The organism is Nocardia mikamii NBRC 108933 (assembly GCF_001613505.1).
Taxonomy (GTDB): Bacteria; Actinomycetota; Actinomycetes; order Mycobacteriales; family Mycobacteriaceae; genus Nocardia; species Nocardia mikamii.
Genome location: NZ_BDCM01000010.1, coordinates 131,772 through 149,342 on the forward strand (window position 1 = coordinate 131,772; position 17,571 = coordinate 149,342).

Sequence of the window (17,571 nt, forward strand, 5' to 3'; positions counted from 1 at the left end):
CCGTAACGCATTCCGAGGGTTCGGGCGAGGTTCATGATCGGCTTGTCCTTGCTGGAGCGGGTGTGGCGCGGGACGACCGGAAGTGCTCGGTGAGAACGGAGCCGACAACGCGCAGCGAAGCCTCTTCGGTCATCCGTTCGTGTGGCACGGGAATCCGGTGCTCGGTGAGACGCCCGGTGACGTAGGCACTCCAGGCACGAGCAGGAGAGCCGCCGTCTTCGGTGTCGCGATCGGCGGCGCTGAAATAGATCAGGTCACCGTCGAACACAGCGGGCCGGTGGTTCCAGGTGAGGTCGACGAGCCGGGTGTAGTCGCGCTGCAACCGCACGAGATGCTCGGGGGTCACGCTGGTGAACAGTCCGCCCTGCCGGTGCAGTAATTCGGTGGCGTCCTCGATGGTCGGCCCGGCAGGACCTTCCGGCACGGCGAAACCGCCGAACTCGGCGAGCATTTTCGCCACCGAGGGTGTGGGAGCGCGGAAGCTGTCGGCGGTGACGACGCGGGTGTCCATCATGGCCAGGGTGGCCACGCGGTCGCCGTCGCGGCGCAGTTGGACGGCCATCGCGTGAGCGATGGTCCCGCCGAGCGAGTAACCGAGCAAATGGTAAGGGCCGCACGGTTGGACGGACCGGATCTCCCGCACATAGCGGGCGGCGAGTTGGTCGAGCGTATCGAACCGCACCGCGGGATCGGTCAGTCCCGGGGATTGCAGACCTCGGATGGGCCGGTCGGACTCGATGTACCGCACGAGTCCGCTGAAGCCCCAAGCCAATCCGATCGCCGGGTGGATGCAGAACAGTGGCGGTTCGGTTCCGCCGGACCGCAGCGGCAGCATGACGGAGAGCGCCTCGGCCAGGTCCTGTTCGCCGAAGTCCCCCGCGAGGCCATCCCGGCGGCTCTCGATTCGGCGGGCCAGCGACCGAGGCGTCGGATCCGTGAACAACCACGGCAGCGGCACGCCGACGTCGGCGGTCTCCGCGAGACGCGCCACCAACTGGCTGGCGGCCAGCGAGTTACCACCGAGCGCGAAGAAACTGTCGTCGACTCCGATTCGTTCGATGTGGAGCGTCCGGCCGTACGCGTCGCAGATGGCGGCCTCGAGCGGCGTGGACGGCGCCTGGAATCGAGACGGCCGGCGCAGGTCGGGTACGGGCAGAGCGTGGCGATCGAGTTTGCCGGTGGTCGTCGTGACAGGTATCCGCTCGAGCGTGACGACGGTGGTGGGGACCATGTGGAGGGGCAATCGCGTGGTGAGGTGCGCGATCAGCGCCGCGGGCTCGGGTGTGGCGTGCGGAGTGGGCACCACATAGCCGGTGAGGTGGTCGGCGCCGTCGGGGCCGGGGTGGACCGCGACGGCGGCGCGGGAGACGTCCGGATGGCTGCACAACGCGGTTTCGATATCGCCTGGTTCGATCCGGTGTCCGTGAACTTTGATCTGGAAGTCGTTTCGGCCGATGTAGCGCAGGCGCCGGTCGCCGGTCCAGCTGACCACATCGCCGGTGCGGTACATGCGGCTCCCGGCCGGTCCCCACGGGTCGGCGACGAACCGGGCCGCGGTGATCGCGGGCCCGCGGTAGCCGCGAGCGATCCCCGGCCCCGACAGATATAGTTCGCCGGCCACTCCCGGCGGGACGGGCCGCAGTCTGCGGTCGAGTACGACAGCGCAGAACCCGCGCGCCGGACCGCCGATCGGTGGTGGACCGTTCGTGCCAGTGGCCAGGGGGACGTCGCGGCAGCTCTGAATGGTCGTCTCGGTGGAACCGTAGCTGTGGATCAGCGTGCGGCCCGCGATCCATCGGTGCGCCAGATCCGGCGGGCATATCTCGCCGCCGAGGATCAGCGTGTGGAGAGTGCCGAGTTCGCCGGGGCGCAGCGAGGCGAGCACGGTCGGGGTGAGGGCGGCATGGGTGACACGGCCGGCGTTGATCCGCTCGGCCAGTTCGTCCCCGGCGACCACTTCCGCTGGCGCGAGCACCAGGGTGGCTCCGGCCGCAGCGGCACCGAGCCATTCCAGGACCGATACGTCGAAGCTCGGGGACGCCGCGGCCAGCATCCGAGACGAGGCGGTGAGGCCGAACCCTTCGCGCGCTTCGGCGGCCAGGTTCGCGATCCCGGTATGGGTGACCACGACCCCTTTGGGGGTCCCCGTGGAGCCCGAGGTGTAGATCGAATAGGCGGGATGCTCCGGCCGTAGCGTGGCAGTGCGCTCACCGTCCTCGATCGCGGTGGCGGACTGCGAGGCTGCCTTCGCCACGAAAGCGGGGCCGTCGATGCTGAACCACGTGGTGGTGTCCGGCAGCCGGTGGCGATGGGTCTCGGCCGTCAGCCCGGCGACGGCGTGGGCATCGGCGAGAATGCCGCTGATCCGGTTTCCGGGCAGGGCCGGGTCGATCGGAACGAACGCGGCACCGGTTTTCGCGACCGCCCAGAGGGCGATCACGGCGTCGACAGAGCGCGGCAACGCTACGGCCACGGCCGATTCGGGCCCTGCTCGGACGTCGATCAGTACCCGCGCCCATCGGTTGGACATCTCATCGAGTTCCCGGTAGGACAACGTTTCGCCGTCACAGACCACCGCGTCCGCGGCGGACCTCGCCGCGGCCGCCAGCACCTGCGGCAACAACGACGTCGCCGCGCTGGTCGTCCCGCGCACGGGTACCAGCGTGGCCAGTTCGTCGGGCGACATCAGCTGCACTCGCGGGAGCGGGAGATCGCTGTCTGCGGCGAGGGCCTCGAGCACGCGACGCACTCGTCCGGCGAGGGCGTCGATCCGGTCTCGGGGGAACAGTTCGGGCAGGTATGTGAAGGTGAGCTCCAGCCGGGTATCGAGACGGACGACCAGGCCGAGCGGATAGTGCGCGGCCTCGCGTCCGGATACGTCCAGGACGCGCATTCCGGCGATATCGGTATCTTCGGACAATCCACTCGTGTCGACCGGGTAGGACTCGAAAACGACCATGGTGTCGAACATCGCGCCGGGGCCGGCCGCCTGCCGGATCCGCGCGAGTCCCAGGTGGTCGTGGTCGAGCAGCGCGGCCTGCTCGGTGTGGATCCGCCGGAGAAGCTGGGCGAGGGTTTCGCCGTAGTCGAGCCGGACCCGGACGGGCACGGTGTTGACGAACAGTCCGATCATCGCTTCGATGCCGGGAATCTGTGGGGGGCGTCCGGAGACGGTGGTGCCGAAGACGACGTCCTCGCGTGCGGTCGCGCTCGCGAGCACAATCGCCCAGGCGGCCTGAACGACCGTGTTGAGGGTGGTCTCCTGCTGGTGGGCCACTGCGGCCAGGGCCGCGGTGTGCTGTTCGCTCAGCCGCACCCGGACATCGCGAGCGTCCGTGGCGGCGTGGCTGCCGCGGTCCGCGCCCGCCAGCAGCGTCGGCTCGGTGATGCCCTCGAACGATCGCGCCCACGCGGCTTCCGCCGCGCTCCGATCCTGGTTCTTCAGCCACGCCAGGTATTCGCGGTAGGGAGGCACCGGAGCCAATGCGCGGGGGTCGCTGTCGCCGGCGTAGAGGATCAGCAGTTCCCTGACCAGCAGCGGGGTGGACCAGCCGTCGATCAGAATGTGATGCATGCTCAGCAGCAGTCGGTGCCGCTGCGGGGCGGTGCTGATCAGCGTCAGTCGCAGCAGCGGCGGCACGGTGGTGTCGAAGTGCCGGTCGGCGTCCATGAGCTCACCGAGCGCGGCGGCGGTGTCCGGGCTTTCCACGAGGTCGATGCGGGTGAATGCCACGTCGACATGTGCTTGCACCACTTGGACCGGCTGTCCGGAGCCGCCGCGCACGAACGCGGCTCGCAGGTTCGGGTGCCGGCCGAGGAGGGTTTGCGCGGCGCGGCGGAACCGGTCCGCGTCGACGGGCCCATCGAGTTCCAGGCAGAGTTGCAGGGCGTAGTTGTCGAGGGCGTAGTCGTCCAGGGCCGCGGCGTCGGGGTCGCCGTCGGCGCGGGCACCGTCGGCGAGCTGGGCGTGGAACAACAACCCCTCTTGCAGCGGCGTGAGCGGCCAGATGTCGTCCAGTGCGGGGTATCGGGCTTCGAGCCGGTCGATCGCGGCCTGATCGAGGTCGACGAGGCCGAGATCGGAGGGTGTCAGTCCCCCGGCGCCGGGCCGGGCCGCGTGGATGGTCAGGGCCGTCACCGCGTCACGCCACAGTTCCGCGAGATCGGTGACCTCGGTGGAGGTGATCAGCCCGGACGGATAGTCCCAGGCCGCGGTCAGGGTGGGGCCGTCGGGTGTGTCCACGGTGACCGCGTTGACGCCGAGCACGGCGGCCGCGGATGCATCGGGGTGCTGGATGCTGCCACCACCGGCATCGCCGCCGACGGGCATCCAACCGCCGTCGCGCAACGTATCCGGGATGGTGTCGAACCGGCCGAGGTAGTTGAAACTCACCTGGGGGCCGGGCAGCGCACGCAGGACGCGGGCGGTCTCGGGGTCGAGGTAGCGCAGCAGCCCGTAGCCGATGCCGTGGCCGGGTACGCGCCGGAGTTGTTCCTTGACCGATTTGACGACCGCCCCCGCGGCGACGCCGGACGCGAACGCGTCCTCGATGTCGAGATCGGACAGGTCGAGCCGGACCGGATAGGTGCTGGTGAACCAGCCGACGGTGCGGGTGAGATCGGCGCCGGGCAGGACCGTGTCGTGGCGGCCGTGACTTTCGAGAGTCAGCAGCGTCTCGGTGATGTCGTCGCCGTGGCGGCGCCGCCACCGGGTCAGCGCCAGTGCCAGTCCGGCGATGAGGGCATCGTCCGCATTACCACGGAACGCCTGGGGCAGGGTGGTGAGTACGGCGCGGGTTGTCGCGGCGGGCAGCGTGGTCCGAATGGTGGCGACGGTGGCCTGTACATCCACGGCCGGGTCGAGCGGGCGCGTCCCGATCGGCGGATCGGCGGCGGCGAGCGTCGCACGCCACCAGTCGAGTTCGTCGATGCTCGCGGCGGCGGCCTCCTGAGCGTGCGCCCAGCGTCGCATCGACGTACCGACAGGCGTGAGCCGCGGCTGTTGCCCGATACTCACCTGGGCCCCGGCGACAGCGAGATCGGGAACGAGGATCCGCCACGACACTCCGTCGATCACCAGGTGGTGTGCGACGACCAGCAGCCGACCCGGCCGGTCCGCGCAGTCCAGCCAGACCAGTTGCAACACGACTCCTGCGGTGGGGTCGAGGCGCTCGGCGGCCGAACGTGCCTGCGCGCCGGCAATCTCGGCGAACGCGCCGCTGTCGGGCTCCGCATCCACCGGCACGTGCCGGATGAGCCCCGCCGCGGATACCCCCGGCGGTTCTACTCGCAGCGCCCAGCCCGTCGGGTGTGCCGGCTCGGGCCGTAGCCGGGCGCGCAGCATGTCGTGGTGATCGATCACCGCTTGCACGGTCGCCGCTATCGCGGTCCTGTCGATGCCGGCGGGCAGCGTGAGCATCACCCACTGGCAGAACCGATCGAATCCGCCGCGCTCGAACATCCAGTGCATGATCGGTGTCAACGGCATCGGCCCCACGCCCCCGCCGGGCAGTTCCGCCGGAAGCGCGGCCGCCGCGGCACTGTCGGGAACGGCGAGCCGGGCCACCCCGGCGACCGTCTTGCCCTCGAACACGTCACGCACCGAGAGCACCAGCCCGGCCGTTCTGGCCCGCGTCACCAATTGGATCGACATGATGCTGTCTCCGCCCAGGGCGAAGAACGAATCGTCGAGCCCGATCGTGTCGACACCCAGCACGTCGGCGAACAGCGCCGCCAGCGTCTGCTCGGTCTCGGTGACCGGCGGCCGGAATTCGGCTCGGCCCGTGGTGAAGTCGGGTTCGGGCAGCGCGGCGCGATCGAGTTTCCCCGTCTCGGTCATCGGCAGCGCGTCGAGCACCATCACGGTCGCCGGCACCATGTGCGGGGCCAGTCGCTGCTCGGCGACCGTCAGCACCGCGGCCGGATCCACGTCGGCGCCGGGCTCGGGCACGACGTATCCGATCAAACGATCACCACCGGCGGAGTCGTGGTGTACGGCGGCCACCGCGCGAGCCACTCCCGCGCACGCCACGAGAGCCGATTCGACCTCGCCGAGCTCGATGCGGAAGCCGCGGATCTTGACCTGGAAGTCCTCGCGGCCGACATAATCGAGCGTCAGATCTCCCTGCGGTAGCCGCAGCCACCGCACCAGATCCCCGGTCCGATACATTCGCTGTCCCGGATCGGCGAACGGATCGGCGACGAACCGCGAGGCCGTCAGCGCCGTCCGGTTGCGGTAACCGCGAGCCAGTCCCGGACCGGCGAGGTAGAGCTCACCGACGACTCCGAGCGGCACCGGGCGCAACCACGCGTCGAGCACGACCTCGTCGACACCGCGGATCGGTCTGCCGATCGTCGCTGTCTGACCCGGCACCATCGGGGTTCCGGCATCGGTCTGGATCGTGGCCTCCGCCGGACCGTAGGTGTTGAACAGTTTCCGGCCCGGCGCCCACCGCGACACCAGTCGCGGCGGTGGCGTCTCGCCACCGATCGCGACCATCCGAAGGTTCCGCAGCCCGGCCGGGTCGACCGTGCCCAAGGCCGTCGGTGTCAGCGCGGCGTGCGTCACCGAGTTGTGCGAAATAATCTGCGCCAGCTCGATTCCGCCGAAGACGGTCGGTGGCGCGATCACCAGCCGCCCGCCCGACGCGAACGCCCAGAGCAGCTCCAGGACCGCGGCATCGAAACCGGGAGAGGCGGCGTGCAGCACCCGCGCAGCGGGCCCGATCTCGAACCGCGAGCATTGCTCGGCCACCAGATTCGCCAACCCCCGGTGCGAGACCACCACGCCCTTCGGCACACCCGTCGAGCCGGATGTGTAGATCACATAGGCGCCATCATCGATCCGGACCGGCCGCCTTCGCTCGGCATCGGTCACCGGCGTCGTCGGTAACCCCGCCACCTCCGCTCGGACCGCCGGCTCGTCGAGGACCAGCCACCGCACCGATCCGGGCAGCCGATCCCGCCACCGCGACAACGTGATTCCGTTCACCGCGCCCGAGTCGGTGAGCACATGCTGCACGCGGCTACCCGGATTGCGCGGATCCACCGGGACGAATGCCGCCCCCGACTTCGCCACCGCCCACACGGCGAGCACCGACTCGAACGAGCGCGCCAACCCGACCGCGACATGTGTCTCCGGCCCGGCGCCTCGCTCGATCAGCAGTCGGGCCAACCGGCTCGACTCGGCATCCAACTCGCGGTAGGTCCACTGCCGGTCCCCGCACACCACCGCGACCGCCTCCGGATTCCGCGCCACCGCCGCCGCGAAGAACTCCGGCAACACCCGCTCGGGCACCGCGGGAGCACCGGACATCGGCGCCAATTCGCGAAGTTCCGCCGGAGTAAGCAGATTCAGCCGGGCCAACGGCAGATCCGGATCGGTGGCAACGGCGTCCAGCACGCGCAGGACCCGTCCCAGAGTCGTCACCATCGTGTCGTCACCGAAGCACTCGGGCAGGTACTTGATCTCGAGGTGTAGTCGCGTATCGACATGCACGACCACGCCCAGGGGATAGTGCGCCGCGTCGACGCCGACCACATCCACCAGCCGCATCCCGGCGATGTCGGTGTCCGCGGTCAGCCCGTGGCGCTCGACCGGGAAGGACTCCAGCACGGTGATGGTGTCGAACCGCGCCCCCGGCCCGGCCACACGCTCGATGTCGGCCAGGCCGACGAATTGGTGATCCAACAACGCGGCCTGCTCCGCCTGGACGCGGTCGAGCAACCGCCCGAGCGTCTCGGTGGTGTCGAGCCGGACGCGCACCGGCACCGTGTTGATGAACAGCCCGATCATCGATTCGATATCCGCGATCTGCGGGGGCCGGCCGGAGACCACGGCACCGAACGTCACATCCTCGCGAGATGTCAACGCGCTCAGAACGATCGCCCATGCCACCTCGATCATGGTGTTGAGCGTGATCCCGCGAGACCGCGCGCAGCGGGTCAGCGCCGCGGTCTGCTCCTCGGTGAGTTCGCCGGACACCTCGCGCGATGCGCTGCCGCGACGGCCCGGATCGGGCGCGGCCACCAGAGTCGGCTCGTCGGCGCCGTCGAAGGCACGGGCCCAGGCGTCGAGCGACACTACCGGGTCCTGGCTGCCGAGCCAGGCCAGGTAGTCCCGGTAGGAACGCACCGGCGGCAGCGACGCCTCGTCGCAATCGGTGGCGTACAGCAGCAGCAGCTCTTTCAGCAGCAGCGGCGTCGACCAGCCATCGAGCAACAGGTGATGATCGGTCAGCACCAGCCGGTACTGCTCCGGTGCGATGGTGACCAGCATCCAGCGCAGCAGCGGGGCATGGGCCGGATCGAACCGGGTGGCGCGGTCCGTGGCCATGATCGACTCCCACTCGCGACTGCGCGCGGTGTCGTCCATTCCGGATAGGTCCAGCTCCGACCAGGACGCTTCGGCGGCGTCGTCGACAACCTGCACCGGTCCGGCGCCGGCATCGGTGACGAAGGCCGTGCGCAGATTCGCGTGCCGGTCGAGCAGTATCCGCGCGGCCCGGTGCAGCCGTGGCGCGTCGACCCGGCCGCGCAGTTCGAGGATCAGCTGCGTGAGGTACGTGTCGACCGACTGCTCGGACACCAGCGCATGGAACAACAGTCCTTCCTGCAGAGGGGCCAACGGCCAGACGTCGCTCAGCGCCGGATATCGCCGCTCGAGCCGCTCGATCTCGGGCTGTCCGAGTTTCACCAGCGCCAGATCCGAGGGTGTGTGTCCCCCGCTCCCGGCACGGCGGACATGCGCGGCCAAGGCCTCCAGCGCCCGGCGCCACGAGTGCGCCACCTCGCGCACCTCGTCTGCGGTGAGCACCCCGGCGGGATACGACCAGATCGCGCGCAGCCGTCGCCCCCTCGTGTCGTCCAGGACGACGGCGCTGATGTCGAGTGTCGCCGGCACCGGCATATCCGGATCCTGTATCCCGGCGAGCTCGGGGCCATCGCCCCCGGCGCCGCCGATGCCCACCGGCGCCCAGCCGGCCGCCGATATCTCCCCGGTGGCGACCGGGCCGAGATAGTCGAACGCGATCTGCGGCGCCGCGGTCGCGAGAACGGGTCCGGTGCCTTCGTTGAGATACCGCAACAAGCCGTAGCCGATCCCCTGGTCCGGGACGGTGCGAAGTTGTTCCTTGACGGACTTGATCGCCGCCCCCATCGCCGGTCCACCGGCGCACGCGTCGTCGAGATCGATGCCCGACAGATCCAGGCGCATCGGGAAACTCGTGGCGAACCAGCCGACCGTCCGCGTCAGGTCCGAGCCCGGGACGACACTCGCCGCACGGCCGTGGCCCGCGAGCCGGATCAGGATGTTGGTGGGCGTCCCTGTGGAAGCCGCCGTCCCGTGCTCGCGCCGCCACGTCGCCAATGTCAGTGCCAAGCAGGCCAGCAGCCCGTCGTCCACACTCGCGTGGAAAGCAGCGGGCGCTTCGGTCAGCAGAGCCTCGGTCACCTCCGGGTCCACGTCGACCTGTATCCCGCGGGAGGTCGCGGTCACGTCGATCGCGGGGTCGAGCGGCCGCGACCCGATCAGCGGATCGTCCCCGCCGGTCATCGACTGCCACAACTCGAGTTCCGCCGCTCGCTCGGATCGGTGGGCCGCCTCGACCAGTCCGAACGCCCACCGGCGCATCGACGTTCCGGTAGGCGCCAGATCTGGGGACCGACCGGACCTGATCCGCGCCCACGCGGCCGCGAGATCCGACACCAGCACGTGCCACGAGACGCGATCGATCGCCGAACGGTGGACCACCACCAGCGCCGCGCCCGGCTCCGCCGAACTCACCGGATCGAACCAGACCACCTGCACCACGATCCCGGCGCCCGGATCGAGCCGATCGGCGGCGGCAGCCAACTCGGCCGCCGCCGGTGCGGGCGACTCGCCGCGTCCCGGCCGGCCCGCCATCGGCACTCGCACGAGGACGTCGTCGGCTCGAATCATGCCGACCGGCAATACTTCCCACGTCCGATATCCGTCGCTGCGCCGGCCGAGTCGCGCACGCAACATGTCGTGCCGATCGAGGACCGCCTGCACGGTGCCGGTGAGCTGCCGCCGGTCGATCCCGGTCGGCAGAGTCAGCAGCATCGCCTGCGACAGGCGGCCGAATCCCGGGCCCGCCCGCTCGAGCAACCACCGCATCATCGGTGTCAGCGGTAGCGGGCCCACCCCAGCGCCGGGCAGTTCCGCCGGAAGCGACAGCGCCGCCGCGCTGTCCCGGATGGCGACCTGGGCCAGTCCGGCGACCGTTTTGCGTTCGAACACATCGCGCGGGGAGAACACCACACCCGCCGCTCTGGCCCGGGTCACCAGCTGAATCGACATGATGCTGTCTCCGCCGAGCGCGAAGAAGGAGTCGTCGATACCGATGGTGTCGGTGTCGAGCACATCGGCGAATGTGTCGGCGATGAGGTGCTCGATCGGAGTTCGCGGCGGCCGGTACGGGGCGTCATCGGCGAAAACGGGTTCGGGCAACGCCCCGCGATCGAGTTTGCCGGCCGGCGTCAACGGAATCCGGTCCAGCACCACGATCGCCGACGGAACCATGTAGGACGGCACACGATCGGCCAGATACTCCGTCAAGGCCGCGGCATCGATCGACTTGCCCGGCGCGGCAACAACATACGAGACCAGCGACTGAGCTCCCGAATCGGCGCGGTAACCGATGGTGGCGGAATAGCCGACACTGCCCTGGCCGGCGAGCACGGCATCGATCTCACCGAGCTCGACACGAAGACCTCGGATCTTGACTTGGAAATCGGACCGGCCCAGATGTTCGATCGCACCATCGGCAGTCCAGCGCACCACATCACCGGTCCGATACATCCGCTGCTCCGGCAACCACGGACACGCTACGAAGCGCTCGGCCGTCAACCCTGCCCGGCGGTAATACCCACGAGCCAATAGCTCACCGGCGATATACAATTCACCCGCCACACCGACCGGCACCGGCTGCAATCCCCGATCCAGCACCCACACCGAGACACCAGGCATGGGGCGGCCGATCGTGACCGGATCTTCCGCTGCCGAGGGGGATGTCACCGTCGCGGCGATGGTGGTTTCGGTGGGCCCGTACTCGTTGAACAGCTCACGGTCCCCACCCCATCGCTCTACCAGTTCAGGGCCATAATTCTCGCCGCCCACGATCAGATGCCCCAAATCCGGTAGCGGCCAACGGATGCGGTCGATGGTGGACAGCGTCGACGGTGTCATGCAGGCGTGGGTGACGTGTTCGCTGTCGATGAATTCGGCGAGTTCGTCTCCGCCCGCGATGCCACTGGGTGCCACGATCATCGTGGCGCCCGAGCACAGCGCCAGCAACAGCTCGAGAACCGAGACATCGAAGCTCGGCGAAGCCAGATGCATTGTCCGGGAACTATTCTCGATGCTCAACAGAGCACGATGTTCGGCCGCGCAGCTCTTCAGTCCTCGATGAGTGACAGCGACACCTTTGGGCAGTCCGGTTGATCCGGACGTGTAGATGACATAGGCGATATCGTCGATACGCAACGGGCGCATCCGATCACCATCGGTCACGGGCCGATCGTCGCCCTCGCCGAGACGGTCCGGCGTCAACCAGTCGATATCGCCATCGAGCAACCGGTCACGCGCGGACTCCACCGTCAGGCCGACAGCCGCCCCCGAATCGGCCACCACGTACCTGAGGCGTTCGACCGGGTTGTTCGGATCGATCGGAACGAATGCGGCTCCCGCCTTGGCCACCGCCCACACCGCCGATACCGAATCCGCAGAACGCGGCATTCCGATCGCAACGACGTCCTCCGGACCGATACCCCGCCCGATCAGCTGCCGCGCCCACCGATTCGAACGCTGGTCCAACTCGCGATAACTCAACCGCTGCTCACCGAACACAACCGCCGAAGCATCGGGATTCAGCACCACCGCGGCGGCGAACAGGTCGGGCAGGGTGGCCGGCGCGACCGCGGGCGCGCCGTGACGGCTCAGCAGATCGGCTCGTTCGGCGGGCTCGAGTATCTCGATGGCCCCGACGGGTGTCGCAGGCTCGGTGGCTACCGATTCGAGTATCCGGACCCATCGCCGCGTAAGCGAGTCGATCGTCGCGTCATCGAACAGATCGGTGGCAAAGGTGACCGCGACAGTGATATCGCCGCTGCTCTGGTCCGGCGAAAGTATGAATTGCAGATCGAAACGCGAGACATCCATCGGCAGATCGACCACCGACAGGTCGAGGCCGGGCAGTTGGAGTTCTATCGGTTCCGGGTTGTGGAACGCCAGCATCACCTGGAACAGCGGATGGCGAGCCTGGGATCGATGCGTGACCAGGTGGTCCACCACTTGCTCGAACGGAACATCGGCATGGTCGAACGCATCCACATCGACCTGCCGAACGCGGCCCAGCAGATCGGTGAACGACTCCCCCGGTACGACCTCGGCTCGCAACACCAAGGTGTTGACGAACATGCCGACCACATCGTCCAGCGCCGCCCTGCCACGCCCCGCGACCGGCGTTCCGACCGGAATATCAGCGCTGCCGCTGATCCGGGCGAGCAACACCGCCAGCGCGGCATGAATCACCATGAACAGCGAGGAATTGTGCTCGCGCGCGATATCTTCCAGCGCGCGCACCAGACCCGCGCGCAATGAACAGCTCGCGGTCGCACCCCGGTGCGACATCACGGCCGGCCGCGGCCGGTCGAACGGCAACCGGAGTTCCTCGGCGACTCCCGCCAACGTTTCTGTCCAATATCGAATCTGCCGGCCACACAGCGATTCCGGCTCGTCCGGCGAGCCGAGGGTGGCTCGTTGCCACAGCGCGTAGTCCGCGTACTGGACCGGCAGCGGGTTCCACGACGGGGTTTCACCGCGTATCCGCGCGCCGTAAGCAATCGCCACGTCACGAGCCAGCGGTGTCATCGAGAAGCCGTCCGCGGTGATGTGATGCATCACCACGGCCAGCACATGTTCGGTTGCCTCCGCATCGGCGATGCGGAACAGCTGGGCGCGAAGCGGCGCCCGCACGCTCACATCGAAGCCCGCGGTGACGAATTCCGTTATCGCCGAGGGGAACTGGTCGACCGAAACCGATACCAGGGGCAACTCGCGGTCCACATCGTCAACGGGTTCGATCAGTTGGATCAGCATTCCGTCGCGGTCCGGATAGCGCGTCCGCAAGGACTCGTGTCTCCCCAGTACGTCGATCATGGCCGATCGAAGCGCATCGAGGTTCAACTCGCCACGCAGCCGGATGACGATCGGCACGTTGTATATGCCCGAGCTCGTGTCGTATTGGTTGATGAACCACATCCGTTGCTGGGCCGGCGCCAGGGGAATCAGCTCGGGGCGCGGCTGGGCGACCAACGGTGGGCGCCGTACTCCCGTACCGGACCCTCGATCTACGCGAGTCGCGAGCGCCGCTACCGTGGGCGCCTCGAACAACAGTCGCACCGGGACCTCGGTATCGAGCGCGGCACCGATGCGCGCGGCGATCCGTGTCGCTATCAGACTGTCTCCGCCGAGCGCCAAGAAGGAATCGTCCGCACCGACCTTTTCGACACCCAAGATTTCCGCGAAACACCGGGCAATGATCTGCTCGGTCGACGTGGCGGGCTCCCGGAAAGACCTGCGCTCGGCAGGCACCGGCTTGGGCAACGCATTACGGTCGAACTTCCCCGCCGGTGTCAACGGAATACGATCCAATACCATGATCGACGCCGGAATCATGTACGACGGCAATCGATCACCCAGATACTCGGCCAACTCGGCGGTATCGATCGAACAACCCGGCGCGGCAACGACATACGAAATCAACGACTGCGTCCCCGAACCACTACGAGAACCGGCTGTCACCGCGTGACTCACAGCCGCATGAGCCGTCAGCGCGGAATCGATTTCTCCCAGCTCTATACGCAGACCTCGAACCTTGACCTGAAAATCCAGCCGGCCCAGATGTTCGACCGCTCCGGTGGCGGTCCATCGAGCCATATCCCCGGTCCGGTACATCCGCTTACCCGGCGCCCAGGGACACGCGACGAAGCGCTCCGCCGTCGTGCCGGGCCGGCGGTGATACCCCCGAGCCAATACACTGCCCGCGATGTACAACTCACCCGCCACACCGACCGGTACCGGCTGCAGCCGCTGATCCACGATCCATTCCGAGACACCACGAATCGGACCGCCGATCGTTACCACATCACCTGTCGCCAGCGCAGCGCTGTGGTTCGTCATGATCGTGGCCTCGGTGGGACCGTAGGCATTGATGAACTCACGACCGTCAGCCGACCAGCGCCGCACCAGTTCCGGGGGGCACGTGTCACCGGCCGCGACGACGACGCGGAGAGTGTCGAGACCGTCCGGATCAACCGACATCAACGCGGTCGGGGTGACCACCGCATGCGTGACTCGTTCGCGGCGCAGCAGGTCGGCCAACTCGGGGCCGCCGTAGGTGCTGGGCGCGGCGACCACCATGGTTGCTCCGGCTCCCACCGCGAGCAGCAATTCCCAGATCGAAGCGTCGAAGCTCGGTGATGCGACATGCAAGGTTCGCGAAAACGCGTCCACCCCATAGCGTTCCCGCTGTTCGCCACTGAGTGCGGCCAACCCCGCATGTGTCACCGTCACGCCCTTCGGTACACCGGTGGAGCCGGAGGTGTAGATCAGGTACGCCGGATGCTCCGGTCGAAGCAAGGTTGTCCGATCCCGGTCGGAAATCGGCTCAGCACTGGAGGTCTCGTCGAGGTCGTCCGCGATCAGCCACTCGATATCGTCCGGCAACTGCGCGCGCACAGCCGCCACGGTCACGCCCACGACCGCCCAGGAATCAGCCACCATGTGCGTTATCCGCTCTCTCGGATAACCCGGATCCACCGGCAGAAAAGCCGCTCCCGTCTTCGCGACCGCCCAGACCGCCGTCACCGAATCCGCACAGCGCGGAATGCCGACCGCGACAATGTCCTCGGGGCCCACGCCACGCCGAATGAGTAGTCGGGCCAACCGATTCGAACGCTCGTCCACCTCTCGATAACTGAGCCGCCGGCCACCGAATACGACCGCCGAAGCATCGGGGTCCCGCTTCACCGCGGCGGTCAGCAGCTCCGGCAACGTCATCGTCTCCGTCGCCGCGGCGGCGCCCGAGCGAGATGACAGGTCGGCTCGCTCCGCAGGCTCGAGCACATCGATCGCGCCGATCGGGATCGTCGGGTCGGCGGCTGCCGATTCGAGTATCCGGATCCATCGCCGGGCGAGAGAAGCGACCGTCGCCTCATCGAACACGTCGGCGGCGTATGCGATCGTGGCTGCCACATCACCACTGTCACGGTCTGCCGACAGGGTGAATTGCAGGTCGCAGCAGCATATCTCGCTGGACGGGCCGAGGGCCGGCGCATCGAGATGGACCGGCGCCGGTTCGACCGGTGCCGAGTCCCGCAACGTCAGCATCACTTGATACAAGCGGTGTCGCCACGGAGACGGTTGATCCGCCGGTTGTCCGAGCGGAACGTCGGCATGGTCGAACGCATCCCGGTCGACCCGCCGGACGCGGGCCAGCAGATCGGCGAACGACTCCCCCGGGTCGACCTCGACTCGCAGCACCGGAGGTTGGACGAACATCGCGGACACATCGTCGAGCGCCGCCACACCCGGGCCGGAGACGGACGTGCCGATCGGAATGTCGGCGGCGCCACTCATCCGGGCGAGCAATACCGCCAGTGCACCGTGCATGACCATGTACAGCGAGGAATTATGCTGCTGCGCAACAGTTTCCAATGCGCGAACCAATCCGGCGCCCAACGAGCCGACGACGGTGGCGCCCCGATTCGACATCGCCACCGGGCGCGACCTGTCCATAGGCAGGCGAAGTTCCTCGGGAAGTTCCGCGAGCGCGGTCCGCCAGAACGTCTGGTTCTCGCGGCGGCGGCGCAGCGTCGTGCCGTCCGCGGCGCTGCCGGGGTGGACCTGTCCGAGTGCGGTGTCCGCGGCGGCAGCGGCGAACTCGTCGAGGAACTCCACAAATCCGGCGCAGTGGGCCGACAGTTCGACATCGGTGTAGAGGCGGGGGTTGGCCATCAACTGGACGATCGTGCGCGGCGGATCCCCGCTCCGATACACGTCGACCAGCAGATCCTCGACCGGGCCGGAGCTGAGAATGTGGAATTCTCCGGTCACCGAGCCGAACCGGATCTGGTGGTCGAACAGCATGACATTCACCACCGGGCCCGCGAAGCGCCACTGTGCGCCACGGTTCCCGGTGGCGGCGCGAATGTCGGTGAGGCCGAACCGCTGGTGCCGCAACACGCCCACCAGATCCGACTGCACCCGCAGTGCGAGCGACGCGACTGTGTCATCCGCGTCGAGGACGATCGGAAGCGGTGCCACATTGACGAATACGCCTGCGGACCGCCGCAGCACGGCGGTCGTGCGGCCCGAGACGGGAATGTTGACCAGGACCTCGTCCCGGCCCGTTCGCCGGGCCAGATAACAGCCGAATGCGGCGATCACCACCGCGGCCGGGCTCGCATCCATTGCTTTCGCCGAACCAAGGATCCGCCCCACCGTCTCCGCCGGCAGTTCGGTGATGACGACCGCGTTCTCGGCGCACGGGGCCGCGCGCCCGCCGGACAGGCTGACTTCCGCGTCGAGGCCGGCGAGTCGGTTCACCCAGTATGCCTGGTCGTCGGTGAACCGCTTGGACTCCCGATAACTGCGCTCGGCCTCGTAGAGGGCCCGGATATCCGCCGCCCGGCTGGGCTCCGCTGGGCGCTGCTCCACCGCCGCGGTGTACAGCGCGGCGATCCGGTTCACGATCATCATCGCGCCGTATCCGTCCAGCGCGACGTGATGGCTTCTGCAATACAGCAGATAATGCCGATCCCCGACTTGGACAATCGCCGTCGCGACCAACCGGTCCCGCATCATATCCAACGGCGCGGTGTACTCCCGGCGCATCCATTCCATGGCTGCCGCGACGGGATCCGCGGCACCGCGCACATCGATGACCGGTCCCGCCGACTTCAGCGACGGGTCGTACACCTGATAGGGCTCCCCGTCGATCTCGATCAATCGCAGGTAACCCGACTGGAACTCGTGCCCGGCTCGAATCCCCGTCCGGCGCAGCAGATCTACATCGAGATCACCTCGGAACTCGATGTACTGCGCCTCGGATATCGGCACATCCGGACTGAATTTCTGTGCCAGCCACAAACCCTGTTGCCCGGCCGAGAGCGGTATCGGCTGTATGCCCGATGGGTCTGGTTCGCTATTTTCGCTCGATTCCCGAGCAGGGTGTATCGGAGGCCGCGGAGCGGTCATAATTTCCTTCTTACCCCTGACCCGCTCAGCATTATAAGCAGAACACCACTTTTTTGTACACCACCGTTGTACCGGAAGAACTTTCGCAGCCACGGCGATCTTGTGACTTTCGCCTTTCGATCAGGGACCGAATACTCTTGCCGATTCGGCCTGCCCCGCCTTACCTTCGGCACGATTCGAATCTCTCGACCATTGATTTACACTTGACGGCCGGACGCCATCGACCGTCCGCCGCCGGGAACGCCCGAAGTCCGGCTGATTGCCGATTATCGAATTCGCTCTTTTCCGAA

The 17,571-nt window shown here is 67.9% G+C and carries 1 protein-coding gene; it reads right to left on the reverse strand.

What is annotated here, in order from left to right; all coding sequences use genetic code 11:
* Nucleotides 1-31: 31 nt before the first annotated feature.
* Nucleotides 32-17,281, reverse strand: coding sequence for a non-ribosomal peptide synthetase (locus tag NMI01S_RS13695; protein WP_084512944.1), 17,250 nt, complete (start codon nt 17,279-17,281; stop codon nt 32-34).
* Between the last annotated feature and the right edge of the window lie 290 nt (nt 17,282-17,571).